Annotated in this window: 24 protein-coding genes, 4 tRNA genes and 1 pseudogene; 14 read left to right on the plus strand and 15 right to left on the minus strand. The window is 60.7% G+C overall.

The genetic code is table 11. From position 1 onward, the window contains the following. Window positions 1–313 precede the first annotated feature (313 nt). A complete protein-coding gene (locus AC3I65_RS03450; RefSeq protein ID WP_139051190.1) occupies window positions 314–679 on the plus strand; it encodes a DUF6124 family protein in 366 nt (121 codons plus the stop codon). Window positions 680–775: 96 nt separating this feature from the next. Here the strand turns inward: AC3I65_RS03450 and AC3I65_RS03455 are convergent, their stop codons facing one another. The 4 genes from AC3I65_RS03455 to AC3I65_RS03470 all read right to left on the minus strand — a co-directional run bounded on the left by AC3I65_RS03455 (window position 776) and on the right by AC3I65_RS03470 (window position 5074). After that, window positions 776–2122, minus strand: a complete 1347-nt coding sequence (locus AC3I65_RS03455; protein ID WP_076386371.1) for a sigma-54-dependent transcriptional regulator — start codon at window positions 2120–2122, stop codon at window positions 776–778. Further along, entirely contained in the window at window positions 2119–3711 is a 1593-nt protein-coding gene (locus AC3I65_RS03460; RefSeq protein ID WP_160893595.1) for a two-component system sensor histidine kinase NtrB, read from the minus strand. Before AC3I65_RS03460 ends, AC3I65_RS03455 begins: the two co-directional genes overlap by 4 nt. Further along, window positions 3701–3934: a PP0621 family protein gene (locus tag AC3I65_RS03465; RefSeq protein ID WP_047229875.1), complete on the minus strand. Its 234-nt coding sequence runs from the start codon at window positions 3932–3934 to the stop codon at window positions 3701–3703. The genes AC3I65_RS03460 and AC3I65_RS03465 overlap by 11 nt, the downstream gene beginning before the upstream one ends. A gap of 123 nt (window positions 3935–4057) precedes the next feature. Further along, window positions 4058–5074: an outer membrane protein assembly factor BamD gene (locus tag AC3I65_RS03470; RefSeq protein ID WP_488523459.1), complete on the minus strand. Its 1017-nt coding sequence runs from the start codon at window positions 5072–5074 to the stop codon at window positions 4058–4060. A 151-nt stretch (window positions 5075–5225) separates the two neighbouring features. Here AC3I65_RS03470 and rluD point away from each other — a divergent pair, with 151 nt between their 5' ends. From rluD to AC3I65_RS03515, 9 genes and pseudogenes are all read left to right on the plus strand, one after another. Continuing rightward, a complete protein-coding gene (gene rluD / locus AC3I65_RS03475) occupies window positions 5226–6188 on the plus strand; it encodes a 23S rRNA pseudouridine(1911/1915/1917) synthase RluD (protein ID WP_047229873.1) in 963 nt (320 codons plus the stop codon). Then, complete coding sequence (gene pgeF / locus AC3I65_RS03480) at window positions 6185–6910, plus strand: peptidoglycan editing factor PgeF (protein ID WP_047229872.1); 726 nt, start codon at window positions 6185–6187, stop codon at window positions 6908–6910. The genes rluD and pgeF overlap by 4 nt, the downstream gene beginning before the upstream one ends. 130 nt (window positions 6911–7040) lie before the next feature. Continuing rightward, a complete protein-coding gene (gene clpB / locus AC3I65_RS03485; protein WP_047229871.1) occupies window positions 7041–9605 on the plus strand; it encodes an ATP-dependent chaperone ClpB in 2565 nt (854 codons plus the stop codon). Window positions 9606–9921: 316 nt separating this feature from the next. Then, window positions 9922–9997 (plus strand) — tRNA-Asn (locus AC3I65_RS03490). Between the two features lie 7 nt (window positions 9998–10004). Then, window positions 10005–10081 (plus strand) — tRNA-Pro (locus AC3I65_RS03495). 5 nt (window positions 10082–10086) lie between these two features. Then, window positions 10087–10162: transfer RNA gene (locus tag AC3I65_RS03500), tRNA-Lys, on the plus strand. 94 nt (window positions 10163–10256) lie between these two features. After that, a tRNA-Pro gene (locus AC3I65_RS03505) sits at window positions 10257–10333 on the plus strand. A 144-nt stretch (window positions 10334–10477) separates the two neighbouring features. Then, window positions 10478–11248: pseudogene (locus AC3I65_RS03510) on the plus strand (MCP four helix bundle domain-containing protein); the annotation flags it as partial. Continuing rightward, complete coding sequence (locus tag AC3I65_RS03515) at window positions 11240–12103, plus strand: methyl-accepting chemotaxis protein (RefSeq protein WP_371517269.1); 864 nt, start codon at window positions 11240–11242, stop codon at window positions 12101–12103. The pseudogene AC3I65_RS03510 and the gene AC3I65_RS03515, both read left to right, overlap by 9 nt. Before the next feature lie 157 nt (window positions 12104–12260). On the opposite strand, the gene AC3I65_RS03520 is transcribed toward AC3I65_RS03515, so the two are convergent. From AC3I65_RS03520 to AC3I65_RS03535, 4 genes are read right to left on the minus strand one after another with little or no spacing between them, the layout of a single operon-like run. Then, window positions 12261–13559: an NAD(P)/FAD-dependent oxidoreductase gene (locus AC3I65_RS03520; RefSeq protein WP_047229869.1), complete on the minus strand. Its 1299-nt coding sequence runs from the start codon at window positions 13557–13559 to the stop codon at window positions 12261–12263. 60 nt (window positions 13560–13619) lie between these two features. Next, window positions 13620–13793, minus strand: a complete 174-nt coding sequence (locus AC3I65_RS03525; protein ID WP_076386361.1) for a DUF3094 family protein — start codon at window positions 13791–13793, stop codon at window positions 13620–13622. 52 nt (window positions 13794–13845) lie between these two features. Further along, window positions 13846–14373 (minus strand): MOSC domain-containing protein, encoded by a 528-nt coding sequence (locus AC3I65_RS03530; RefSeq protein WP_076386359.1) that lies wholly within the window; start codon window positions 14371–14373, stop codon window positions 13846–13848. Further along, the gene (locus AC3I65_RS03535) at window positions 14370–14996 is read right to left on the minus strand and encodes a DUF1780 domain-containing protein (RefSeq protein ID WP_047229866.1); all 627 of its coding nucleotides are present in this window, start codon (window positions 14994–14996) and stop codon (window positions 14370–14372) included. The genes AC3I65_RS03530 and AC3I65_RS03535 overlap by 4 nt, the downstream gene beginning before the upstream one ends. Window positions 14997–15141: 145 nt before the next feature. On the opposite strand from AC3I65_RS03535, the gene AC3I65_RS03540 reads away from it, so the two are divergent. Beyond that, window positions 15142–15828, plus strand: coding sequence for an energy-coupling factor ABC transporter permease (locus AC3I65_RS03540; protein WP_047229865.1), 687 nt, complete (start codon window positions 15142–15144; stop codon window positions 15826–15828). Between the two features lie 63 nt (window positions 15829–15891). Beyond that, a complete protein-coding gene (locus AC3I65_RS03545; RefSeq protein WP_076386357.1) occupies window positions 15892–16107 on the plus strand; it encodes a hypothetical protein in 216 nt (71 codons plus the stop codon). A gap of 32 nt (window positions 16108–16139) precedes the next feature. Here AC3I65_RS03545 and yacG read toward each other — a convergent pair whose 3' ends face one another. The 5 genes from yacG to pilB are packed head-to-tail and all read right to left on the minus strand — an operon-like array spanning window position 16140 to window position 20763. Continuing rightward, window positions 16140–16340: a DNA gyrase inhibitor YacG gene (yacG, locus tag AC3I65_RS03550; protein WP_047229863.1), complete on the minus strand. Its 201-nt coding sequence runs from the start codon at window positions 16338–16340 to the stop codon at window positions 16140–16142. After that, window positions 16337–16960, minus strand: a complete 624-nt coding sequence (gene coaE / locus AC3I65_RS03555; protein WP_047229862.1) for a dephospho-CoA kinase — start codon at window positions 16958–16960, stop codon at window positions 16337–16339. Before coaE ends, yacG begins: the two co-directional genes overlap by 4 nt. A gap of 11 nt (window positions 16961–16971) precedes the next feature. Beyond that, window positions 16972–17841: a prepilin peptidase gene (locus AC3I65_RS03560; protein WP_047229861.1), complete on the minus strand. Its 870-nt coding sequence runs from the start codon at window positions 17839–17841 to the stop codon at window positions 16972–16974. A 1-nt stretch (window position 17842) separates the two neighbouring features. Beyond that, window positions 17843–19060, minus strand: coding sequence for a type II secretion system F family protein (locus AC3I65_RS03565; protein ID WP_076386354.1), 1218 nt, complete (start codon window positions 19058–19060; stop codon window positions 17843–17845). A gap of 2 nt (window positions 19061–19062) precedes the next feature. After that, on the minus strand, window positions 19063–20763 hold the full coding sequence (pilB, locus tag AC3I65_RS03570) for a type IV-A pilus assembly ATPase PilB (protein WP_047229859.1): 1701 nt from the start codon (window positions 20761–20763) through the stop codon (window positions 19063–19065). A 225-nt stretch (window positions 20764–20988) separates the two neighbouring features. Here pilB and AC3I65_RS03575 point away from each other — a divergent pair, with 225 nt between their 5' ends. Next, window positions 20989–21408, plus strand: coding sequence for a pilin (locus AC3I65_RS03575; protein ID WP_047229858.1), 420 nt, complete (start codon window positions 20989–20991; stop codon window positions 21406–21408). Between the two features lie 280 nt (window positions 21409–21688). After that, window positions 21689–22042: a BON domain-containing protein gene (locus tag AC3I65_RS03580; protein WP_047229857.1), complete on the plus strand. Its 354-nt coding sequence runs from the start codon at window positions 21689–21691 to the stop codon at window positions 22040–22042. A 322-nt stretch (window positions 22043–22364) separates the two neighbouring features. Here the strand turns inward: AC3I65_RS03580 and AC3I65_RS03585 are convergent, their stop codons facing one another. Together AC3I65_RS03585 and AC3I65_RS03590 are read right to left on the minus strand one after the other, a co-directional pair. After that, complete coding sequence (locus AC3I65_RS03585; RefSeq protein WP_047229856.1) at window positions 22365–22661, minus strand: DUF2845 domain-containing protein; 297 nt, start codon at window positions 22659–22661, stop codon at window positions 22365–22367. Between the two features lies 1 nt (window position 22662). Further along, window positions 22663–25596 (minus strand): DUF748 domain-containing protein, encoded by a 2934-nt coding sequence (locus AC3I65_RS03590; RefSeq protein ID WP_047229855.1) that lies wholly within the window; start codon window positions 25594–25596, stop codon window positions 22663–22665. Window positions 25597–25616: the final 20 nt, after the last annotated feature.

Consider the following 25616-nt stretch of genomic DNA (forward strand, 5'->3'; position numbering starts at 1 on the left):
GTGCCGAGTGGTGGGGCAGAAGCGTTTTGCTTACTTTTGCGCTGTTCAAAAGTGAGCCGCCGTAAGGGCGGAACCCTAAGTAGCCGTTACCGCAGAAATGGATATACACACTCACAATAGCGCCTTCACAGCCAACCAGAATTTGTGGGAATGGTCGGACAAGGCCCCTAATTCGAGCCGAATTTTCCGACGAGTTCTGGCGGTTGCCGGGTGGGAAGGTCTCTCGTTAACCTTTTCCCGTCGCTGCCAATTCAGCGACCGGGCGTCGCGGCCCGCAAACTTGGTAATCCATTCCTTCCTTTGGAGTACCGCAATGTGTGACAAATCTCCATCCGCTTCAGAAACCAATAACGAGTCCCCATACTCCAGCCTTAACCCAAAACAGCTTGATGAAGCCGCCAAGCGCGCCCTCGACTATTACCTCGGCCCAAAGCCCGAAGCCAAAAAGAAACCCGCCTCAAACCAGCTATTCACCGTCGTGGACGGCATCGACACCGAATGCCTGCTCGCCAACCTCAGCGAAACCCTGGCCTCAGCCAACGCAACCGTCAGCGACCTGGCCTTCGAGCTTGAAGGCTCGCGACGGCATATCGCCTTGGGGGTACAGCAGTTGATTGAGTTGAGTGAATTACTGGCCAATCGTGTTCTGGACGAACGGGTACCAGTGCCGGAGGGCTAGAGAAGGGGTGCAAATCAGCCAAGGCGAACGCCGAACCTGTGGCGAGGGAGCAAGCTCCCTCGCCACAGGTTAAGTAGGGGGCTTCAGGACCGCGCCTCAATCCAACCCCAACTTCTTCAACCGATACCGCATCGACCGAAACGACAACTTCAACCGCTGGGCCGCCGCCGTGCGGTTCCAGCGGGTTTCCTCCAAAGCCTGGAGGATGAGTTTGCGTTCGACGTCCTCCAGATAGTCTTCCAGGTTATCGACCCGCATCAGGTCGGGGCTGCCTGCGTCGGTGGTGCTGATGCCCTCGGCCAGGCGCAGGTCGTGGGCTTCGATCAACTGGTGCTCGCAAAGGGTGTAGGCGCGTTCGAGCATGTTTTCCAGTTCCCGAACATTGCCCGGGAAGCGGTAGTTTCGAAGGGCGTCCAGGGCTTGGGGATGGAGCTTGACCGCGGGGCTGCCGGTGTTGGCGGCCAGGCGCTGGAGGGTGTGATTGGCGAGCGATTCGATGTCTTCGCGGCGTTCGCGCAGCGGCGGGACGCGCAGTTCGATGACGTTGAGTCGATAGTACAGGTCCTGGCGAAAGCGCCCGGCGGTGACTTCGGCGTCCAGGTCCTTGTGGGTGGCGCAAAGAATTCGTACATCCACCACTTCTTCCTGCTGGCCACCAACGGCCCGCACGGCTTTTTCCTGGATGGCGCGCAGCAATTTGACTTGCATCGCCAGGGGCAGGTCGGCCACTTCGTCAAGGAACAAGGTCCCGCCGTGGGCGGCCTGGAACAGTCCGGGTTTGTCTTCGATGGCGCCGCTGAAGCTGCCTTTTCGATGGCCGAAAAACTCGCTTTCCATCAGCTCCGTGGGAATCGCCCCACAGTTGACCGGCACAAAACGCTGGGCGGAACGCGGGCCTTGCTCATGGATCAACCGGGCGACCAGTTCCTTGCCGCAACCCGATTCCCCGCTGATGTAGACCGGCGCCTGACTGCGAGCGAGTTTTTCGATCTGTTTGCGGACGTTGTGCATCGGCGGGGAATCGCCCAGCAGACAGCGCTCGATGGACGCCGCCGGGATGGCGACCGACGGCAGGCGTAATGCGCTGGTGACCAGCTCACGCAGCCGACCCAGGTCGACCGGTTTGGTCAGGAAGTCGAAGGCGCCGGCCTTGAGGGCGTCGATGGCAGTTTCCAGGCTCCCGTAGGCGGTGATCATTGCCACGGGCAATTGCGGGTAGCGTTGCTGGATATGTTGCACCAGCTCCAGGCCAGTGCCGTCGGGCAGGCGCATGTCGGTCAGGCACAGGTCAAAGGTGTCTTCAGCCAGCAGGGCCCGGGCCTGGGCAAGGTTCTCGGCGCTGCGGGTGTCGAGTTTCATCCGGCCCAGGGTAATGTCCAGGAGTTCGCGGATGTCCGGTTCGTCATCGACGATCAGGATTCGTTGCCGTGAGCGCGTAGTCAAATCTGTTTCCGTCCGTGAGCAAAAGTGATGCGAAAGCAGCCGCCGCCTTGGCGTGGTTTGAAGTCTAGGCGGGCCTGGTTGCTTTCGCACAGCTCACGGGACAGATAGAGCCCAAGGCCGGTGCCCTGGCTGCTGGTGGTGAAGAAAGGTTCGAACAAATGCGCTTGCTGGTCCGGTGTCACGCCGGGGCCGTTGTCGATAATGTCCAGCGTGGACAGCTGGCTGTGGGGGTCGATGAACAGCTTCAGCCAGACCTCGGCCTCTTCATGGGCCATCGCGCTGTGACGCCAGGCGTTGCGCAGCAGGTTGTCGAGCACCTGGGTCAACTGATCGGGGTCCATCAGCGTGAGGTAGTCACCCGGGTCGATGCTCAGGTGCAAGTGCTGATGCCCAGCCGCGTTTTCCCGGGCCTGTCGGACGAACTGGTCGAGCCAGATCCGCAGATCCAGGCGCTGCGGCGTGGTCTGCTGGCGGCGGGACAGTTGCAGGACGTTTTCAATGACGCGGTTCATTCGTTGGGAGTGATCCTGGATGATCTGCGTCAGACGCCGATCTGCGTCGTTCAGTTCCTCGGACTCGCGCAGCAATTGCGCCGCATGGCTGATCGCCCCCAACGGGTTGCGGATTTCATGGGCGATACCGGCGGTGAGGCGCCCCAGGGAGGCGAGTTTCAACTGCTGGGCGTGCTGGGCCACTTGGGCCAGGTCTTCGAGGAAGACCAGGATCTGATGCTGATCGTGATGCCCCAGGGCAATGAAACTCGGTTGCAAGGTCAGGCCGGTGCCGTTAATGGTCAGGCTTTGCGGACGCAGGCTGGGGTTGTTCAACCACAGCTGCAGCCGCTCCACCAGGGCGCCGGAGCAGTCGTCGAGCCGCTGGCCGACCAGGTCGTGCATGCCCAACAGGTTCAATGCGCTTTCGTTAGCCAATTGCACCCGGCGCTGGCGATCGAGCACCAGGATGCCGGTGCGCATGCGTTGCAGGATCAGTGCGTTGAGCGCTTCCAGACCGACTACTTCGCTGGCCCGTTGTTCGGCGAGGATTTCACTGGCTTCCAGGCGTCGGGTCAGGCCTTGCACCAGCAGCGCGGCGGCAAAACACAAGGCCCCCAGGGTACCGGCCTGCAGATAACTGCTGGGACGGCTCGAATCGCTGAGGTCAAGGAAGAAGCTCGACCCGACGATGCCCAGCGTAGCGACAGCGGCAATCAACAGGCCAATTCGGCCTCGCAACAACGTATTGCCGATGGCCACCGAGACGATGAGCAGGTTGCCGATGGCGCTGGGGGCGCCGCCGGCAGCGTAGAACAGCCACGACAACAACAGCACGTCGGTCAGAGCCAGGCCGAACAGCCGGGCTGGGCGGCGGGTATTTTCAAGAAACACCACCAGCAGGATATTCAGCACCAGGTACAACCAGCTGCCGCTACGCAGCAAATCGTCGTTGGCGAACTCCAGCAGGCGGTTGTCCATGTTGCTGGAGATCAGCAACACCAGGGTGATGCCGATGCTTAGACGGTACAGGTGATAGAGACGCAGCAGGCGCTGCGCCTGTTTGACGCGAGGGCTTGAGGCTTGCTCAGCGGTCACGAGTGCCCGGGCCTTGCTCGAGGTGAGCCTGGCTGCAATACCACTGTTGTTCGAGGGCCAGTGCCCGATCTCGCGGCAGGTGCACGCCGCAATGGGCGCAACGGACCATGGGTGGTGCGTCCTGTTCCCGAGGGGAGTTCGGCGCGGCAGAGGTCCCCTTGAACTTGCGCCACAACCATATCGCGGCGGCAATCAGGGCGATCCAGAACAGTAAACGAAGCATGATGGGCGGCTTTTTGGCTAATGATCAGGCAGTTTAGCCAAGGACAGGAACGGCGCACAGCGCTATAAAATCCAGGCACAAAAAAGGGAGACCCGCGGGCCTCCCTTTTGCTGACACCTGGCCTCAGTCGAACAGGCCGAAGGTCATGTAGCTGAACCAGGAGCGATCGCTGGATTCGCTCTCAGGCTCTTCTTCTTCGAGCACGTCGCCATTTTCGTCCTTGGGCTTGAGCTCGTTTGGAATGGCTTCCTTGGCATCCTGGAACTGGCGCTGAACGTCCTGGTTGGCGCGGGTTTCGCCCGGCGGCAGAGGTGGACGGGATTCGATCAGGCCCAGGGTCGCCTTGCTCAGCCACGAACGGTTGTCGGCCTCGTCAACTCGTGGAGTGAACTGACCATCCTCCAGGGACGGGTGATCCGGGTAGTTGAGCTTGAGGGTTTCCAGGCTGGTGGCGGCCAGGTCGTCCAGGTGCAGGCGCTGGTAGGCTTCGGTCATCACTGCCAGGCCGTCGCCCACCGAGGGGGTTTCCTGGAAGTTTTCCACCACGTAGCGGCCACGGTTGGCGGCAGCGACGTAGGCCTGACGGGTCAGGTAGTAGTCAGCCACGTGGATTTCGTAGGCGGCCAGCAGGTTGCGCAGGTAGATCATGCGCTGCTTGGCGTCCGGCGAATAACGGCTGTCGGGGAAACGGCTGGTCAGCTGGGCGAACTCGTTGTAGGAGTCGCGCGCGGCGCCCGGGTCCCGCTTGGTCATGTCCAGCGGCAGGAAGCGCGCCAGCAGGCCGACGTCCTGGTCGAAGGAGGTCAGGCCCTTGAGGTAGTAAGCGTAATCGACGTTCGGGTGCTGCGGATGCAGACGAATGAAGCGCTCGGCGGCGGATTTCGCAGCTTCCGGCTCGGCGTTCTTGTAGTTGGCGTAGATCAGCTCCAGCTGGGCCTGATCGGCATAGCGACCAAACGGATACCGCGACTCCAGGGCCTTGAGCTTGGCCGTGGCGCTGGTATAGCTGTTGTTGTCCAGGTCGGTCTGCGCCTGTTGGTACAGTTCGACTTCGCTCAGGTTTTCGTCTACGACTTCCTTCGACGAGCAAGCAGCAGTCAATGCGAGGATGGCGATCAGCAGCAGGTGTTTCACTTGCATGGCGGCTTGCGTCCCTATGACGGCCGCTGTCTTGGGCGGGGCCGTCCTGTTATGATGAGCGCCCCGTTGAGAAGCCTCGGGGCAAAAGACGCCGTATTTAACCACAAGCGCGCAGCCGAAACCAAAGGCTGTGCCGACGCCTAGTCCGAGCATGTCCGATAAAATAGAACTTCGCGCAGAGGTGCCGTCCGAATTGGGCGGCCAACGCCTCGATCAAGTCGCCGCACAACTCTTCGCCGAGCACTCGCGCTCGCGCCTTTCCGCCTGGATCAAGGACGGCCGCCTGACTGTGGATGGGGCGGTGATCCGCCCGCGCGACATCGTCCATGGCGGCGCCATCCTCGAACTGACTGCCGAGCAGGAGGCCCAGGGAGAATGGGTCGCCCAGGACATTGCCCTGGACATCGTCTATGAAGACGACGACATCCTGGTGATCAACAAGCCTGCGGGCCTGGTGGTGCATCCGGCCGCCGGTCATGCCGATGGCACCCTGCTCAACGCCTTGTTGCACCACGTGCCGGACATCGTCAACGTGCCCCGCGCGGGCATCGTGCACCGCCTGGACAAGGACACCACCGGTCTGATGGTGGTGGCCAAGACCATTCAGGCGCAGACACAACTGGTCACACAGCTGCAAAGTCGCAGCGTCAGCCGCATTTATGAATGCATCGTGATCGGCGTGGTCACCGCCGGTGGCAAGATCAACGCCCCCATCGGTCGTCACGGCCAGCAGCGCCAGCGCATGGCGGTGATGGAAGGCGGCAAGCAGGCGGTCAGCCACTACCGCGTGCTGGAGCGTTTTCGTTCCCATACGCATGTGCGAGTCAAGCTGGAAACCGGTCGTACCCACCAGATCCGCGTGCACATGGCCCACATCAACTTCCCGTTGGTGGGCGATCCGGCCTATGGCGGACGTTTCCGCATTCCGCCGGCCGCGAGTATCACCATGGTCGAGTCGTTGAAAAACTTCCCGCGCCAGGCGCTGCATGCACGTTTCCTGGAGCTGGATCATCCGACCACCGGCAAGCGCATGAGCTGGGAATCGCCGCTGCCGGATGACTTCGTCTGGCTGCTGACGTTGCTCAAGCAGGACCGCGAGGCGTTCATCGGATGAATGACTGGCTGATACCCGACTGGCCCGCGCCGGCCTGGGTAAAGGCCTGCGTCACTACCCGTACCGGCGGCGTCAGCCTGGCGCCGTTCGACAGCCTCAACCTGGGCGACCATGTGGGCGATGAGCCCACGGCCGTCGCTGAGAACCGTCGCCGCCTCACCGATCGATTTGCCATTCGTCCGGCCTGGTTGCAGCAGGTCCACGGTATTACCGTGGTCGAGGCTGATCCGGCTCAGGTGGCCATCGCCGATGCCAGCTGGACCGCCACACCGGGTATCGCCTGTACGGCGATGACGGCGGACTGCCTGCCGGTGCTGTTCTGCAACCGTGCCGGCACCCGCGTCGCGGCAGCCCATGCCGGTTGGCGCGGGCTGGCCAACGGCGTACTGGAAGCGACTCTCGACAGTCTCCAGGTCCCGGCCGACGAAATCCTCGCCTGGCTCGGCCCGGCCATCGGTCCGCAAGCCTTTGAAGTGGGGCCAGAGGTGCGTGAAGCGTTCATGGCGCAACTGCCTAGGGCGGCAGACGCCTTCGTGCCTGGCGACACTGCCGGCAAGTTCCTGGCCGATATTTATGCACTGGCCCGCCAACGGCTGGCGGCGCGCGGTGTCACGGCGATCTATGGGGGCGGCCAGTGCACGGTGACCGACCCACGCTTCTTTTCCTATCGGCGCAACTCGCGTACCGGTCGCTTCGCCTCCCTGATCTGGCTCGACCGCTAGACTTCTCTGATCTGTATCAATAGCGCACTGCTTGAATCTTCCAGAATCGTCCACATCTATAGCGGTATCTGGCAGGTTTCTTCATTCAGGATGTTTTTAAGGTCCGGCCTGCTCAAAAGGAAGGTGACCCATGCGTATTGACCGTTTAACCAGTAAGTTGCAATTGGCCCTGTCCGATGCCCAGTCATTGGCTGTCGGCCTGGACCATCCCGGCATTGAGCCGGCGCATCTGATGCAAGCCATGCTCGAGCAGCAGGGCGGCTCCATCAAGCCACTGCTGATGCAGGTGGGCTTTGACGTGAGCAGCCTGCGTAAAGAGCTGGCCAAAGAGCTCGACCAGCTACCCAAGATCCAGAATCCGACAGGGGACGTGAACATGTCCCAGGATCTGGCGCGCCTGCTCAACCAGGCCGACCGCCTGGCCCAGCAGAAGGGCGATCAGTTCATCTCCAGTGAGTTGGTGCTGCTTGCCGCCATGGACGAGAACAGCAAGCTGGGCAAGCTGTTGCTCGGCCAGGGCGTGAGCAAGAAGGCCCTGGAAAATGCCATCAACAACCTGCGTGGCGGCGAAGCGGTAAACGACGCCAACCACGAGGAGTCCCGCCAGGCGCTGGACAAATACACCGTCGACCTGACCAAGCGTGCCGAGGAAGGCAAGCTTGACCCGGTGATCGGCCGTGACGACGAAATCCGCCGCACAATCCAGGTGCTGCAGCGTCGCACCAAGAATAACCCGGTGCTGATCGGTGAGCCTGGCGTGGGTAAAACCGCCATCGCCGAAGGCCTGGCCCAGCGCATCATCAATGGCGAAGTGCCGGATGGCCTCAAGGGCAAGCGACTGTTGTCCCTGGACATGGGTTCGTTGATTGCCGGTGCCAAGTACCGCGGCGAGTTCGAAGAGCGGCTCAAAGCCTTGCTTAATGAATTGTCCAAGCAGGAAGGGCAGATCATTCTGTTCATCGACGAGTTGCACACCATGGTCGGTGCGGGCAAGGGCGAAGGCTCGATGGACGCCGGCAACATGCTCAAGCCTGCGCTGGCCCGTGGCGAGCTGCATTGCGTCGGTGCGACAACGCTCAACGAGTACCGCCAATACATAGAGAAGGACGCGGCGCTGGAGCGGCGTTTCCAGAAAGTGCTGGTGGAAGAGCCCAGCGAAGAAGACACCATTGCCATCCTGCGTGGCCTTAAAGAACGCTATGAGGTTCACCACAAGGTGGCGATTACCGATGGCGCGATCATTGCGGCGGCCAAGCTCAGCCATCGCTACATCACCGACCGTCAGTTGCCGGACAAGGCCATTGACCTGATCGACGAAGCCGCCAGCCGCATCCGCATGGAAATCGATTCCAAACCGGAAGTGCTGGATCGTCTGGAGCGGCGCCTGATTCAACTCAAGGTCGAATCCCAGGCCTTGAAGAAAGAAAGCGACGAAGCGGCGAAGAAACGCCTGGAAAGGTTGCAGGAAGAGATCGTTCGCCACGAGCGCGAGTATTCCGATCTCGAGGAAATCTGGAATTCGGAGAAAGCCGAAGTCCAGGGCTCGGCGCAGATCCAGCAAAAGATCGAACAGTCCCGCCAGGAACTGGAAGCGGCCCGCCGTAAAGGCGACCTCAACCGCATGGCCGAGCTGCAGTATGGGGTGATCCCGGATCTGGAGCGCAGTCTGCAAATGGTCGACCAGCACGGCAAGAGCGAAAACCAGTTGCTGCGCAGCAAGGTCACCGAAGAAGAAATTGCCGAAGTGGTTTCCAAGTGGACCGGCATTCCGGTGTCGAAAATGCTCGAAGGCGAGCGCGACAAACTGCTGAAGATGGAAAGCCTGCTGCACCAGCGCGTGATCGGTCAGGAAGAAGCGGTAGTGGCGGTTTCCAACGCCGTGCGCCGGTCTCGAGCCGGGCTGTCGGACCCTAACCGTCCGAGTGGCTCGTTCATGTTCCTCGGCCCGACCGGTGTCGGTAAAACCGAGCTGTGTAAGGCGCTGGCCGAGTTTCTCTTCGACACCGAAGAGGCCATGGTGCGCATCGACATGTCCGAGTTCATGGAGAAACATTCCGTGGCGCGGCTGATCGGCGCACCACCGGGCTATGTCGGCTATGAAGAGGGCGGTTACCTGACCGAGGCTGTGCGACGCAAGCCGTACTCGGTGATCCTGCTCGATGAAGTCGAGAAGGCCCACCCGGATGTGTTCAACATCCTGCTGCAAGTGCTGGAGGATGGTCGTTTGACCGACAGCCACGGACGCACGGTGGACTTCCGCAATACCGTGATCGTGATGACCTCCAACCTGGGCTCGGCGCAGATCCAGGAGCTGGTGGGTGATCGCGAGGCGCAACGCGCGGCGGTGATGGATGCAATCTCCACTCACTTCCGACCGGAGTTCATCAACCGGGTGGACGAAGTGGTGATCTTCGAGCCGCTGGCTCGTGATCAGATCGCGGGCATCACCGAGATCCAGCTGGGACGTCTGCGTAGCCGTCTGACCGAGCGCGAGCTGAAGCTGCAATTGAGTGACGAGGCACTGGATAAGCTGATCGCGGTGGGTTACGACCCGGTCTATGGCGCGCGGCCACTCAAACGTGCCATCCAGCGCTGGATCGAAAACCCGCTGGCACAGTTGATTCTGTCCGGGCGCTTCATGCCGGGCGAAACCGTGACCGGCACGGTGGAGAACGACGAAATCGTCTTCAACTGAAAGCCTGCGGATCGGGTGATTGGAATGGCCTCGCACTGCGAGGCCATTTTTTTCATCAGGCCGTTGAACTCAAAGGAAAAGGCTTGTAAAGTGCGCCCCGCAGTACGTCACCCCCAAGGGCCACTTCTCTGTGAGAAGCAACCCGAAATAAGTTGCAAATCATTGTCTTGAAAGCAATTTAAGGGGTTGACAGAGGTTTTTAAGATTGTAGAATAGCGCGCCTCAGACACACGAACGCAGCGATGCGAACGGGTAGAAGAGGTTGAAGCTGGCTTCAATGTTTTAGCTTCAAATAGCAGTAACTTGAAATATCAGTTCCGTGATAGCTCAGTCGGTAGAGCAAATGACTGTTAATCATTGGGTCCCAGGTTCGAGTCCTGGTCACGGAGCCATTTCAATCGGGGTATAGCGCAGTCCGGTAGCGCGCCTGCTTTGGGAGCAGGATGTCAGGAGTTCGAATCCCCTTACCCCGACCATTTTTGGGTCGTTAGCTCAGTTGGTAGAGCAGTTGGCTTTTAACCAATTGGTCGTAGGTTCGAATCCCACACGACCCACCATTTTTGAAACCAGTTCGCTGGAATCGAATCTTAAGATCAGAGGCCAAAAGCGCTGATCGAGGAAGGCGACTTGCGAAGGTCGCCTTTTTTTTACCGGGGTATAGCGCAGTCCGGTAGCGCGCCTGCTTTGGGAGCAGGATGTCAGGAGTTCGAATCCCCTTACCCCGACCATATTAAAAATCCTCGTATCGAAAGATACGGGGATTTTTTTTGCCTGCGATAAAGCAGATTGCCTTAAGTCATCGTACAACTTGCCGATAACCCACCGACAGGGGCATGGCCCCACTTCAGGCCAAAATAAAAAAGGCGCTCCCCATGGTTCTTCGTCAACTGAATATCGCCCCCCGTGCCGCGTTGGGTTTCGCTTTGATCGCCGTGCTGGTGGCGTTGCTCGGGGTGTTTGCGCTAGGACAGATGTCGAGTATCCGTGACAGTGAAGTCGCGGTAGAAACCCAGTGGTTGCCCAGTATTCGCGGCGGTGACGAGATCCGTGAATTGATGTTGCGCATCCGCACCATTTCCCTGCGCATGGCCCTGGACCAGGACCCGAAGAACATCCCGGTGTACCGTGGGCAAATGGACACCCGCGACAAAGAACTGAGCGAAAAAATCGCCAGTTACGAAAAGCTCGTCATCACGCCTGAAGGCAAGGCGCTTTATGACCAGTTCAAGCAAACCTTTGCCGCTTACCGCACGGGCATCGCCCAATCCTTCGCCCTGGCAGAGCAGGGGCGTCGGGACGAGTTGATCAAGCTGCTGCTGGTGGACATGAAGACCGTGGTGGACGGTTCCGGCAAACAGCTCAACGATCTGGCGGAACTGTTCTCCAGACAAGTCTCCATCGAGAGCCAGAAATCCCAGGAACACTACGTCAATTCCCGGATGATCGTCAGCCTGTTCATTGTGCTCGCCGCCTTGGCGACGGTGGCCCTGGCCATGCTGCTTACTCGCAGTATCGTCAAGCCTTTGGGCGAGGCGTTGAATGCCGCCGAAAACGTCGCCCGAGGCGACCTGACCCGACCGATCAAGACCCACGGCAGCGACGAAGTCAGCCGCTTGCTCAAGGCGCTGGCGACCATGCAGCAGAACCTGCGTGAAACCTTGCAGGGCATCAGCGGCTCAGCTACCCAACTGGCGACCGCCGCCGATGAGCTGAACGCGGTCACGGTCGATAGCACCCACAGCCTGCAACAGCAGAATAACGAAATTGAACAGGCCGCCACCGCCGTCACCGAGATGACCACCGCCGTGGAGGAAGTCGCGCGCAATGCGGTTTCCACCTCCGATGCCACGCGTCAGTCCAGTGAGTCGGCGTCCCTTGGGCAGCAGCGGGTCAGCGACACGGTCGACGCCATCGGCGCCCTGGCCAGTGATGTGCAGGTGACTGGCGGCCTGGTGCAGTCCCTGGCCAACCAATCGCAGGATATCGGCAAGGTGCTGGACGTGATCCGGGCCATCGCCGAGCAGACCAACCTGCTGGCCCTCAACGCGGCCATCGAGGCGGCCCGGGCTGGCGAAAGCGGTCGTGGGTTTGCGGTGGTGGCCGATGAGGTGCGGGCGCTGGCTTATCGCACGCAGCAATCGACCCAGGAAATCGAGCAGATGGTCCAGGGCATGCGCAGCGGCGCCACCCAGGCGCTGGATTCGATGCAGGCCAGCTCCAGTCGCGCCGCCAGCACTCTGGCAATGGCGGAGCGGGCAGGGGAGGCGCTACAGACCATCACGGCGTCGGTCAACGAGATCCACGAACGCAATCTGGTGATCGCCAGCGCCGCTGAAGAACAGGCGCAAGTGGCTCGGGAGGTGGATCGCAACCTGGTGAACATTCGGGATCTGTCGGTGCGCTCGGCCACCGGTGCGGACCAGACCAGCGCGTCCAGCCATGAGTTGTCGCAACTGGCGAATTCATTGCGCACCATGGTGCAGCGGTTTCAGGTTTGATCGATGGATGGCTCGGACAGTGATCCTGCCCGAGCTCAAGTATTGACCGTACCGCCCCCATCGCGAGCAAGCTCGCTCCCACAGGATGACCGCGATCAACTGTGGGAGCGAGCTTGCTCGCGATGACGGTGGATCATTCGATGTCAGTACTGCTGACTCAATGCAGCTTCAGCCGAGGCTCGGTCCCACGCCCGATCTTGCTGCCCAGCATCAGCATGGCCGTGCGGAACATGCCGTACAGCGCCATCTGGTGCATGCGGTACAGCGAGACATAGAACATCCGCGCCAGCCAGCCTTCGAGCATCACACTGCCGGTCAGGTTGCCCATCAAGTTACCCACCGCTGAGAAGCGCGACAGCGAAATCAATGAACCGTAGTCGGTGTATTTGTATTCCGGCAGGGCCTTGCCTTCGATCCGCAGCTTCAGGGATTTGGCCAGCAGCGAGGCTTGCTGATGCGCGGCCTGGGCACGGGGCGGAACGTTGCGATCGCTGCCGGGTTGCGGGCAGGCGGCGCAATCGCCGAAGGCGAAGATGTTCTCGTCACGGGTGGTCTGCAGCGTCGGCAGCACCTGCAGCTGGTTGATCCGGTTGGTCTCCAGACCGTCGATTTCCTTGAGGAAGTCCGGGGCGCGAATCCCGGCGGCCCAGACTTTCAGGCTCGCGTCGATGACCTTGCCATCGACGGTGATCAGGCTGTCGGCTGTCACCTGGCCAACAGCGGCGTTGGTCATGACATTGACCCCAAGTTTCTCCAGGGTCTTGTGCACAGGGCCGCCGATGCGCTCCGGCAAGGCCGGCAGGACCCGCGGTCCGGCTTCGATCAGGGTGATATGCATGTTCTCCGGTTTGATCCGGTCCAAGCCATAGGCTGCCAGCTCATGGGCGGCGTTGTGCAGCTCGGCCGCCAGTTCAACCCCCGTCGCACCGGCGCCGACGATGGCAACGCTGATGCGTTCGACCACGTCGGTTTGCCCGGCATGGGCGCGCAGATAATGGTTGAGCAGTTGCTGATGGAAACGCTCGGCCTGTTTGCGCGTGTCGAGGAACAGGCAATGCTGCGCCGCGCCTTCGGTGCCGAAGTCATTGGTGGTGCTGCCGACGGCGATCACCAGAGTGTCGTAACCCAGCTCCCGGGCGGGCAATAGTTCCAGGCCCGCCTCGTCATAGGTGGCGGCCAGCTGGATGCTCTTGCGCTCGCGATCCAGACCGCTCATGCGCCCCAGCTGGAACCCGAAATGGTTCCATTTTGCCTGGGCGACGTAGTTGAGTTCGTCCTCGGAGGAGTTCAGGGAACCGGCAGCCACTTCGTGCAACAGCGGTTTCCAGATATGGGTCAGGTTCGCGTCGACCAGCATCACACTGGCCGTGCCGCGCTTGCCCAGAGTCTTACCCAGACGGGTAGCCAACTCCAGACCGCCGGCGCCGCCGCCAACGATGACAATACGATGAGTCATGGGGATATCTCGCAAGGCTAAAGGAAATTGGTGCCGTTACCCGCGCGAGCATCAAGCGGCTCATAGCGTCAGGTAACTGATCAGTCGGCTCAACAGGCCCAGGCCGATGGTGATGGCCAGTACCACCACCAGGAGCATCCACGGCCGGAAAGGCCGGCGCTCGACTCGGTGCTGGGACAGTTGCAGGTACTCTTCGACATGCTTCTGGTCTTCCGGGTTCAGGCGGCTGGTCATAAAGGCCTCGGCAGGTAGACGTTGCGAAAGGTATAGACGCTACAGCGTCTGGCTATCCGGCATTGAAAGCAGCGTAGCCGCTCGCCGGAACAGGTTCGACACTCAAGCTGTCGTCCAGGCGAATGATTCCACTTTTTAACACCCGGGCGGTGATTCCGCCATGGCCGCGCACGGCCTGGAACGTCCCTTCGCCGAGGTTGCGCTCCAGTCGCGCGCACGGCTGGCACCAGCCGGTGGTTTCGAAGATGGCCTGGCCGATGCGGAAGCGCCGGCCCTTGAGGCTGAACAGATTGATACCGCTGACCACCAGGTTGCGTCGCAGCTCTTGCGGCAACACCGGCTGATCCACCGGGCGGCCCATCAGCGAACCGATCACGGCCAGGTGTTCCCACTGAATCAAGGTGACTTGCCGGGCATTGCGCACGCCGGGACGGGCATGATCGCCCGTCAGGCCGGCCTCCAGGCGTGCCTCCACGGCGTCGAGCTCAATCATGGGTGCATGGCCCTCGGGGCGCACGCCTATCCAGCGTACGCGGCCTTGCTGGGGCACGGCGGCAATCAGTTCCTGCAGTGGGCTCACAGGCTGATCCCGACATCGAACACGATGCTGCGCCCCAGATTGCTGCGCAGGAAATCCGGCGCATCGGGATGGGCGAACAGCACCCGGGCAAACGTCGGCCCCACCAGCGACAGCGAGCGCCAACCCTGGCGCAGGTATTCGGTCGGCGGCGGGAAATGGCTGTTGAGGTCCAGCACTTCACGCTTGAGGCTGGCGAAGGCGATGATGTCCAGCTCCCCCAGATCCATGCCGCGTTCGGTGTAGTTGTGGGCTTTCTTGCGCAGGGTCGGGGCCAGGCGCAGCAGGAATTCATTGGCCGGGATGCGTCGGGGCTTGGCTTCGCGGCGCACCAGTTGGCTCAGGGAGAAAGCGCTACGGCGGCGCTGCAGCTCGTCGCGCCATTCGTCATTGAGGCGACGGCCTTCGTCGAGGACAAAAAACACCTCGAAGTTGGCATCGCGAAACAATACGTCCGGCGGCTCTCCCGCAGGGGCGAACTCATCAGCGCGATAGGGCACGTTCAGCCCTTGCAGCAGACGCTGGCAGACCCAACGCTCACGCTCCCATTTGCGGGCATTGGACAGAAAAGCGTTGGCTTGCTCGGCCGCGATGGTCAGCAGGCGTAAATAATCGGAATCATCCATGAGCCCAAGCTTAGCGTTCAATTGCGACAAGCTGGAAGCGTTGCATTGATTTATGGCCGGTTAAGGGTGGGGTGTAGACTGCTGGCTTGAATCCTGAGGTGATCATGGAGTCTTTGATGCAAGGACAAGCCAGAGGAGTAGCGCCATGATCGGTGCCGAACTGCTGTCTGCGCAGACGTTGACGGTCGGCTGGCTGATTTATGTGCCGGTGCTGGCCTGGGCCGTAGCACGGGCGCCATGGGTGGAGCTGTTCACCGACAGCCGTCGCCAGCACTTGCTGTTCGGCACGGTCCTGGCCGTGTTCATGTTGTGGCTGGTGCGACGGGATTTCGATACCGGCGTCTCGTATCACTTCATCGGCATGACCGCCGTGACACTGCTGCTGGACTGGCCGCTGGCGATTCTCGGCGGCCTTTGCGCCCAGCTGGCCCTGGTGCTGCTGGGACGCCAGGACATGGCGGCGGTGGGTATCAACGGTGCGTTGCTGATTTTGCTGCCGGTGCTGGTGACCGAGTGCTGCGCGATCCTGGTGGAACGCGCCCAACCGCGCAATCTGTTCGTGTACATCTTCTGTTCGGGATTTCTCGCCGCCGCGCTTTCGGCGTTGTTGTGCCTGCTAGTGGGGCTTGGCCTGCTGTGGTACGACGGGGTGTTCGCCATGCCTTACTGGCTGGAAGATTTCATCGGCTACCTCTGGCTGATCATCTTTCCCGAGGCGTTTATCAACGGCATGGTGGTCAGTGCGTTGGTGGTGTTCAGCCCCGAATGGCTGGAGACTTTTAACCGTACGCGCTATCTGTCGGCCCCCTGGAAGGATGACGACAAGCCTTGATTCACATCAAGGCTGAGCAGCCGGGTGCGCTTCATGCTCTGGAAAAATTCCAGGAGCACAACCATGAGTGTTTATGAGTGGGCGAGACAAGAGATCAGGCGCAGCCAGGACGCGGCAGTGGAAATCGGCTTCGACCCGGGCCTTAGCCTGCGGGCCTTGCTCAGTGCGATCGTGCAGCAGAGCAAGGCGGTGCGCAGTGCTGAAGACCTGGCCGATGAACTGAGTTTCCTGGCGGAGAATCTCGACGATGAACAGGACTACGGTTTCATGCGGCCTTAAAGCGACAACGCGGTGGGGAAACTCATGGCTCCCTAGTGGCGAGGCTCGAACTCTTCGCTGAACAGGTCGTCCTCGGCATCGGGGCTGACCGGGATCTTGTGTTCTTCCGACGCCCAGGCGCCCAGGTCGATCAGTTTGCAGCGGTCGGAGCAGAAGGGCCGGAAGGTGTTTTCCGGGCTCCATTCCACAGGGGCGCCACAGGTTGGGCAATCAACGGTTGGGGTTTGGCTCATGACTGGCCTCCACGCAAAGTAAGGTAAAAGTGATGCAGGCGCTCGACCTCGCTGTGCAGCCAGGCGAGGTCGCGGTCATTGACCACCACGTCGTCGGCATGGCTCAAGCGATCCTGACGGCTGGACTGGGCCTTGAGGATCGCCTGGACCTGTTGCTCGCTGGTCTTGTCGCGCTGCAAGGTGCGTTCGATCTGTAGTTGTTCCGGCACATCGATCACCAGGATCCGCTGGGTCATGGCGTACTGGCCGGACTCGATCAACAGCGGCGACACCAGAATCGCATAGGGTGATTGTGCCTGGGCCAGATGATGAGCGATTTCCTCGGCGATCAACGGATGTAGCAGCGCCTCGAGCCAGCGGCGTTGCTCGGCATCTTCGAAAATCAGTTGGCGCAGGGCCGCTCGGTCCAGTGTGCCGTCGGCCTGCAATACGCCGGGGCCAAAATGTTCGGCGATCTTGGCCAGCGCCGGGCGTCCGGGTTCGACCACCCAGCGCGCCGCGTGATCGGCGTCGACGACGTGTACGCCCAGGTCGATAAAGTGCTGGGCCGCCGCGCTTTTGCCGCTGCCGATACCGCCAGTCAGGCCGAGAATCCAGGGTTTTTCTGCGGGGCTATTCATTAAAATCGACATTAGGAACCGACAGACTGCCAATAGAAGTCGGTTATTTGACCACCCCAGAGCAAGGCAATCCAGCCGGCAATGGCCAGATAGGGCCCAAAGGGGATTTGCGTCGATGTCGGAGCATCACGCAGGCGCAGCACAATGACCCCGATAACGGCGCCCACCAGCGATGACAACAGCAACGTCAGCGGCAGGATCTGCCAGCCGCCCCAGGCGCCCAGCATCGCCAGCAGCTTGAAATCCCCGTAGCCCATGCCTTCCTTGCCAGTGATCAATTTGAACACCCAGAACACCGACCACAGCGCCAGATAGCCGGCCACGGCGCCCCACATCGCCTGATTCAAGGGGACGAACAAGCCGAAGCTGTTGACGATCAAGCCCAGCCACAACAATGGCAGCACCAGGGTGTCGGGCAACAATTGGTGCTCGGCATCGATCAGGCTCATGCCCAGTAGGCCCCAGGTCAGCACCATCACCATTGCGGCCTGCCAGCCAAAGCCGAAATACCAGGCGACGAACGCCGACAGGATGCCGCAGGCCAGTTCGGTCAGGGGATAGCGCCGGCCGATGGGCGCGGCACAACTGGAGCAACGACCGCGCAATGCCAGGTAACTCAATAGCGGAATGTTTTCCCAGGCCCGGATGCGGTGGCCGCAGTGCGGGCACTGGGAATGCGGCAGCATCAGGTTGTAGACCGGGCCAGGGGCTTCGGCGGGCAGGCCCAGCAAGTCATGGGCTTGCAGCCGCCATTCGCGCGAGAGCATCTTGGGCAGGCGCCACACTAGGACGTTGAGGAAACTGCCGATGATCAGTCCGAGCAGTAAAGCGGCGAGCACAAAGGCCAGGGGATACAGCGCGAAAAATTCGGTCAGGGGCATGTCAGATCGCAGAGCCGAGTTGAAAGATGGGCAGGTACATGGCAACCACCAGGCCGCCGACGACCACCCCCAGGACCACCATGATGAACGGTTCCATCAGGCTGGTGAGATTGTCCACCAGATTGTCCACCTCGGCTTCATAAAAGCTCGCCACTTTGTCGAGCATGTCGTCCAGCGCGCCGGACTCCTCGCCGATGGCGGTCATCTGGATCGCCATGTTCGGGAATATGCCTGAAGCACGCATGGAAAAATTCAATTGCATGCCGGTCGAGACATCCTGCCGGATGCGTTGTACCGCGCGTTTGAACACCACGTTACCGGTGGCGCCTGATACCGAGTCCAGGGCTTCCACCAGCGGCACGCCGGCCGCGAATGTCGTGGACAGGGTCCGGGCGTAGCGGGCCACGGCGGATTTGTACATCAGGGTGCCGATCAGCGGCAGTTTGAGCAGCCATTTATCGCGCCAGTCACGCAAGCCCTGGGAGCGCTTGAGTGCATGTTTGACACCGAAGAACGCCGCCACCGCGCCGCCCAGCAGCATCCACCACCACTGCTGCATGAACTCCGACAGGCCGATGACCATCACCGTGAAGGCCGGCAGTTGGGCGCCGAACCCGGAGAATACCGATTCGAACTGCGGCACCACCTTGACCAGCAGAATACCCGTGACCACGGCGGCGACGAGCACCACGGCCGCCGGGTAGGTCATGGCCTTCTTGATCTTGGCCTTGAGGGCTTCGCTTTTTTCCTTGTAGGTCGCGACGCGCTCCAGCAGCGTATCCAGGGCGCCGGCCTGTTCACCGGCGTCCACCAGGTTGCAGTACAGTTCGTCGAAGTATTGCGGGCTCTTGCGCAACGACGCGGCGAAGCTGTTGCCGGCGGCGACTTCCTGTTTCACCTCGTCCACCAGCTTGCGCATGTTGGCGTTGTCGAAGCCTTCGCCAATGATGTCGAACGCCTGCAACAAGGGCACGCCGGCCTTGAGCATGGTCGCCATCTGACGAGTGAACAGGGCGATATCCAATGGCTTGATACGCTTGCCCTTGCTGAATATCGAGGTGGACTTCTTGCGAACCTTGCCTGGGTTGATGCCTTGTTTGCGCAACTGGGCCTTGACCAGGGCCGGGCTCTGCCCAGTCAGTTCGCCGGTCATTTTCGTGCCTTTGCGGTCTTTGCCTTCCCACGTGTAAACGTCGGTTTTTATTGCCTTGACCGCCATGTTCAATCCTTGGTGACCCGGTTGATTTCTTCGAGGCTGGTGATGCCTTGCATCACTTTGAGCAGTCCCGAGGCGCGCAGGTCATTAAAACCGTCCTTGCGCATTTGCAGGTCGATTTCCAACGAGTTGCCCTCGGCCATGATCAGCCGTTGCAGCTCGGGCGTATTCCTGACCACTTCGTAAACCCCCACGCGCCCCTTGTAGCCGTTGTTGCACTGTTCGCAACCGACCGGCTCATAGATCGTGAACGAGCCGATGCGTTCCCGGGGGAAGCCTTCCTTGAGCAGGGTTTCCTCGGGAATCTCGATGGCCCTTTTGCAATGCGGGCACAGCTTGCGCGCCAGTCGCTGGGCGATGATCAGGTGGACCGCCGTGGCGATGTTGAAGCCGGGAATGCCCATGTTGTGCAGGCGGATCAGGGTTTCGGCGGCGCTGTTGGTGTGCAGGGTGGAGAGCACCATGTGTCCGGTCTGGGCGGCCTTGATGGCGATTTCGGCGGTTTCCAGGTCGCGGATCTCGCCCACCATGATCACGTCCGGGTCCTGGCGCAGGAACGAGCGCAGGGCCTGGGCGAAATCCAGACCCTGGCGCGGATTCACGTTGACCTGGTTGATGCCTTCCATGTTGATTTCCACCGGATCCTCAGCGGTGGAAATATTGATGTCCACAGTGTTGAGGATATTGAGCCCGGTATAGAGCGACACGGTTTTGCCAGAGCCGGTGGGCCCGGTCACCAGAATCAACCCTTGTGGTTGTTTGAGCGCCGCCATGTACAGCTCTTTCTGGTCCGGCTCGTAGCCCAGGGCATCGATACCCATCTGCGCGCTGGAGGGGTCGAGGATCCGGATCACCACTTTTTCACCCCAGAGCGTCGGCAGGGTGTTGACCCGGAAGTCGATGGACTTGTTTTTCGACAGGCGCATTTTCAGGCGCCCGTCCTGGGGTTTGCGCCGCTCGGAAATATCAAGGCTGGCCATTACCTTCAGGCGCGCGGCGATGCGGGTGGCCAACTGGATCGGCGGGCGGGCCACCTCTCGCAGCATGCCGTCGGTACGCACCCGCACCCGGTAGATTTTTTCATAGGGTTCAAAGTGCAGGTCGGAGGAGCCGCCCTTGATCGCGTCCAGCAGCATCTTGTTGACGAACCGCACCACCGGCGCATCGTCGGTGTCCTGGCCGGCGATGGAGTCTTGCTTGTGATCATCGATCGACTCGATGTCCAGGCCGTCGAGGTCGACATCGCCCATGCCTTCCAGGCCGGTGCTGGTGGATTCGAAAAACTTTTCGATGGCGTCGCTGAGCTTGTCGTCCTCCACCAGAATGGCTTCGGTGGTCAAGCCGGTGCTGAACTGAATGTCATTGATGGCCTGGTGATTGGTGGGGTCGGAGATGCCCACGAACAGCTTGTTGCCACGCCGCCACAGCGGCAGGGCGTGGTGCTGGCGCACCAGTTTTTCGCTGACAAGGCCGGTGGGTTGGGTTTCCTTGTCCAGGCTGTTGAGGTCCAGCAGGGCCACGCCGAAATGCTCCGAGGCAATTTCCGCCACCTGGCGACTCTGGACCAGTTTGTTCTGCACCAGGTAACTGACCAGGGGCATGCGACTGCTTTGGGCTTGTTGGTACGCCTGCTGCGCACTTTGCTCGGTGATCAGTTCGGCCAGCACCAATTGCTTGGCCAGACCGCTTAAGGCGATGTCATTCATGGGAATCCCGGACGCGGACAGTTCATGACTTATAGCCTAGTCAAGCATCCAGACCAAACCAGCGGGGCGCAGTGACAAAAAACGTCAGATAGTGCGCTTGTTGGGGTAGGACATAGGGGCGCTGCGGGTCGAAGTCCCTTGCCTGCGGGCGCGACAGGGTTGGCACATGCCATGCAATGGCCTCCTCAGGTCATGAGACTCCACCTCATGCTTTGGAGATTATCTATGAATAAGCAAAACGGTTTTACCTTGATCGAGTTGCTGATCGTTGTGGCGATCATCGGCATCCTGGCGACGTTTGCGTTGCCGCAGTATTCCAAGTATCAAGCGCGGGCGAAAGCTACGGCGGGGCTGGCGGAAGTCTCCGCGTTGAAGGTGCCGTTCGAGGACGTCATGAACCAGGGAACCAACCCGACGTTAGCCAACATCGGCGGAACATCGCCCACCAGCAATTGCACCCTGACCGCTTCAGGTACTGCAGCGGACGGAACCGGAACCATTGCATGCACCCTGCTGAATGCGCCAGCTCCCGTTCTCGGCAAGGCAATCACCCTTTCCCGTTCAGCAGCCGGTGTCTGGACCTGCGCTTCGACGGCCGTCCAGGAATTCTTGCCCGCTGGTTGCACGGGGGCCGCTGCACCCTGATTTTGGGTCTGGTTGAGCCGGTGGCGAGGGGCTTTTCCCCTTGCCCAGGAAAACCTCAACAATTCATAAACTTAGGGAGCGCCGAAAAAGCCGCAACTTGCATGTCCCAAATCAGCAGGCCATGCATTTTGCATGATTGTGAAAATTGCCGTTTCGCTTAACTGGTTGATTTTAAAAGAATTAATTAATTCGTGAAAACTGGCACAGCCTTCGCACTACTCCTGATAACCCTGCCGGGAAACACCTCCGGCAGTTTTTGAGAAAAACAGGAGTTACTCGTATGAAGAAGTTCGCTATCACTGCCGCAGCTGCCACCGCCCTGACTCTGACCATGGCTAGCGCTTTCGCCGAGACCACTCAAGCAACTCAGGCTCCGATGATGCTGGCTGCTGGTGAAGTGACAGAAGCCAAAGAAGATGTTTCTGATACCTGGATCACCACCAAGGTCAAAGCCGATCTGGTCACTGAAAAAGGCATCCCAGGTTCCGATATCAAGGTAGAAACCAATAAAGGCGTAGTGTCGCTGTCGTCGACTACTGTCCTGACCGACGCGCAAAAAGACACCGCCGTGGCGATTACCAAGAAAATCAAAGGCGTCCGAGACGTTTCGGCTGACGGCCTGAAATCCGAGTAAGACTCAAGGCTTCTCGCCTGGACCGGGAGAAGGCACGGCAAGCGGGCTGAGACATACGTTTGCCGTTGCTTTGGAGTTCATGCGAAGGCCACACGGAAGTGGCCATTACAGGCCCCCGGCATTCGTGCCGGGGGCCTGTTCTATTGCGCAATGGAAAAGTATTCAGGGACCCATCTGGGAAATCGACTGGCCGATTTCGCGAGCAGGCTCGCTCCCACAGTGGACGAGCTTCTTCGGCAAGATGCGTTCGAATGTGGGAGGGAGCCTGCTCGCGATTGGCGGCAGCACATCCCACGCCATCTCAACTGAATGACAGAACCGCTCAGCGCCCCCGCTTGCTGGTGATCTGCACCAACCGATTCCCCTCGAAACGCAGGTACTGGTACATGCCACTGTTGGGGCCGTAGGTCCATTCTTCCACCGGGTATTCTTCCCGGCGATTGACGCTGCGTTTGTAGCCCAGGTCATCCCGCGCCGCGGGTTGCCCGCATTTTTGCAGGACTTCGCTGGAGCGGTCACCGACGCTGATCAACTGGCTGCCACAGCGCAATGTATCGGCTGCCGACGTCTGGCCGCTGGCGAGCAGCAAGATCAGGCTAAGCCCGTACAGACGTTTCATCTTATTCGGCATCCAGATGCATGGGGGTGATCACGCGCCCGTCGCTTTCGGCCTGACCGAGGCTGGCGTCGATGAAATACACACGGTCATCGGCCAATTGCCCTTTGTCCACCAGGAAATCCTTGATGCTGCTGGCGCGCTCCTGTCCCAGCTGGCGCAACAGCACTTCGTTGCCACTCCAGAACGAGATCACGCCTTCGCGCAGTTTTTCCGTGCGCGCCTTTTTATCCAGTTGCGTCCATTCGACCGGTGGCTGGGTCTTGAGACGGGTGCGATAGATGCCTTCGAGCAGCGGTGCCTTTTCATCCTCGGGCACCTCCAGCAGCGAGGCCTTGGCAGGGACTTTGTCGCCTCTGCGCTGCAGCATCTTGTAGTAGTTGTACTGGTATTCGCGTTCCAGACGCTGGGCGGCGAGCAGCGGACCGTCGCTGCTTTGGGCGGCGGTGCCTTCGATCTCCAGGCGCAACTCCGGACGTTTACCGAGGGCTTCGGACAACTTGAGCAGCGTGCCTTCGTTGTCCGGGTTCAGTTCGCTTGAGCCCGGGGCGAATGACACGCTGCCCAAGTCTTGCGAGGCACCCCCGGCCACCAGCCCACCGATGAGTTTGAATGGCGCCTGGGCCGCCCGTACCACTAGGTTGCGCAGGGTTTGCCAGACAATCGGCATCACGCTGAATTGCGGGTCATTGAGGTCGCCGGAAACCGGCAGCTCGATGGAAATCCTGCCTTCGGAATCCTTCAGCAGCGCGACGGCCAGCTTGAGCGGCAGGCTCACGGCGTCCGGGCTGTCGACCTTTTCCCCCAACTGCAGTTGCTCGACCACCACTTTGTTGTCGGCCAGCAACTTGCCTTTGGTGATCCGGTAGTGCAGGTCGAGGTTGAGTCGGCCCTTGCGGATGCGATAGCCGGCGAATTTGCCGGAATAGGGTGTCAGGGTCGTCAGTTCGACCCGTTTGAAACTGGTGGCGATGTCGAGGCTGGCCATCGGGTCGAAGGGGTTGAGCGCCCCTTTGATGGTGACAGGCGCGTAGCGGTCGACCTTGCCGTTGATGTCCACGGTGGCCGGCTTGGCCTGGCGGCTGTCGATGGTGCCGATCTGGCCGTTGAGCTGCTGGATGGCCGTGGCGAAGTTCGGCGTCAGGCTGAAGTCGGCGAAGTTGGCCGAGCCATCGTTGATGGCAATGCCGCCGACGTGGATGCCCAGCGGTTTCTCCTGGGATGCCGGTTTTGCCGGGCTGTTGTTCGTACCACTGTCGGCCGGTTGCGGGATCAGCAGGTCATCGACGTTGGTGGTGCGGTCTGGGTTGATCATGAATCGCGCGTAAGGCTGGTACAGGTTGACCTTGTCGATCGATAGGCTGTCGCCGTGCTGATAGTTGAGCCCTTCGAGCACCAACTGTTTCCACTTGATGAAGTCCCGGGTCCTGAGGGTATCGAGGGTGTGCAGTTGATCGACCTGGGCGCGACCGGTGACGGCGAATGCCAGTGGCTCGGTGCTCTTGAGGTCCACCGCCAGGTCGCTGCCGAGCATCCCGGAGCGCAGTTCCAGGCGAATGAACGGGTTGATGTAGGCCTGGGCGACCCGCAGGTCGATGTCCTGGGTCTTGACCTTGAGCCGGGCGGTGATCGGGTTCAGGTTGACCTCGCCGTCAGCCAGGATCTTGCCCTGTTTGCCTATCCCGGTATCCAGCTTGAGGGTAAAGGGTGAGCCGTTGAGGGTGTCGTAGTTCTGCAGGTCGAGGTTCAGCGGGCCGACCTCCAGGGCCACCGCCGGCTGCGCCTGACGGTCGGCCAGGTGCACCTGGTAATTGCGCAGTTGCACGTCCTTCAACAGCACCTGCCAGGGCTTGCTCGGTGCCTGGGGGGCAGGCTCGGGCGAATCGGCGGCTGCCGGGGCCGACGCCGGTTCGACCTTGACCTGCGGTTTGGCCGGCTGACTGGCGAAGAGTTTTTGCCAGTCCAGTTGCCCATCCGCCTCGCGCGCGGCCCAGGTTTCCAGCTTCTGGCTGCGGATCTTGCCGACGATGACTTGTTGCTTGGCCAGGTCGACGGTTGTATCACTCACATCCAGGCGTTCGAGCTTCGCCAATGGACGGCCATCCGGCGCCTTGATGGAGAAGGGGGCCACGCTGACGGCCACGTTGTTGAGCAGCAGTTCGGTGCCCTTGGCCAGGTTGAGCTTGTAGTCGGTACTCAGGTTCAGCACGCCGTTTTCCAGCACCAGCGGTACCGCGTCGCGTACGTAGGGCCACCAGACTTTCATCTGGCCGTCGGTGACTTTGATCTTGCCCTCGGAGGCGATCGGCGTGAGGCTGAAGTTGCCGGTCCAGTCGACCCGGCCGCCTTGAGGGCTGACGGCCACCAGGGTCATGTCGGCGTTGTCATCGGGCAGTGTGCTGAGGTTCTTGAGCTCGAAATCAAGGGTGTCGTACAGAAACTCGATGGGCTCGCTGGGACGCAGGTCCTGAAAATGCAGGTAACCGCCGGCCAGTTTGATCCGGTCGATTCGCAGGGGAAACGGCTTGGCGTCGGGGTCGGCCGGGGTGGGTTCGCTGGCCGGCAGCTTGAACAGGCCCAACAGGTTCAACTGACCGTCCTTGGCGAACATGATCTCGGTCTTGGGCTTGTCCAGCTCGATATCGGTCAGGTGCAGGGCGCCGGACCAGAGGCTGTCGAGCTGCAGGTTGGTGTACAGCCGTTCGAAGGCGACCTGCTCCTTGCCCGGTTCGCCGACATTCAGGCCCCAAAGCGTGACTTCGAGGCTGAAGGGATTGAGCTCGATACGCTGAATCTGGGCTGGCACCGTTGCATGGTCGGCCAGTTGTTGATTGGCGATCCGCAAGGCGACACCGGGTAATATCAGAAAACCCAGCAGGCTGTAGAGGGCCAGTACGGTCAACAGGGCGCCGAAAGCGCGAATCAATCCTTTGGGCATGTGCGGCTTCATCTGGTGTG

The organism is Pseudomonas sp. N-1-13, from assembly GCF_057787095.1.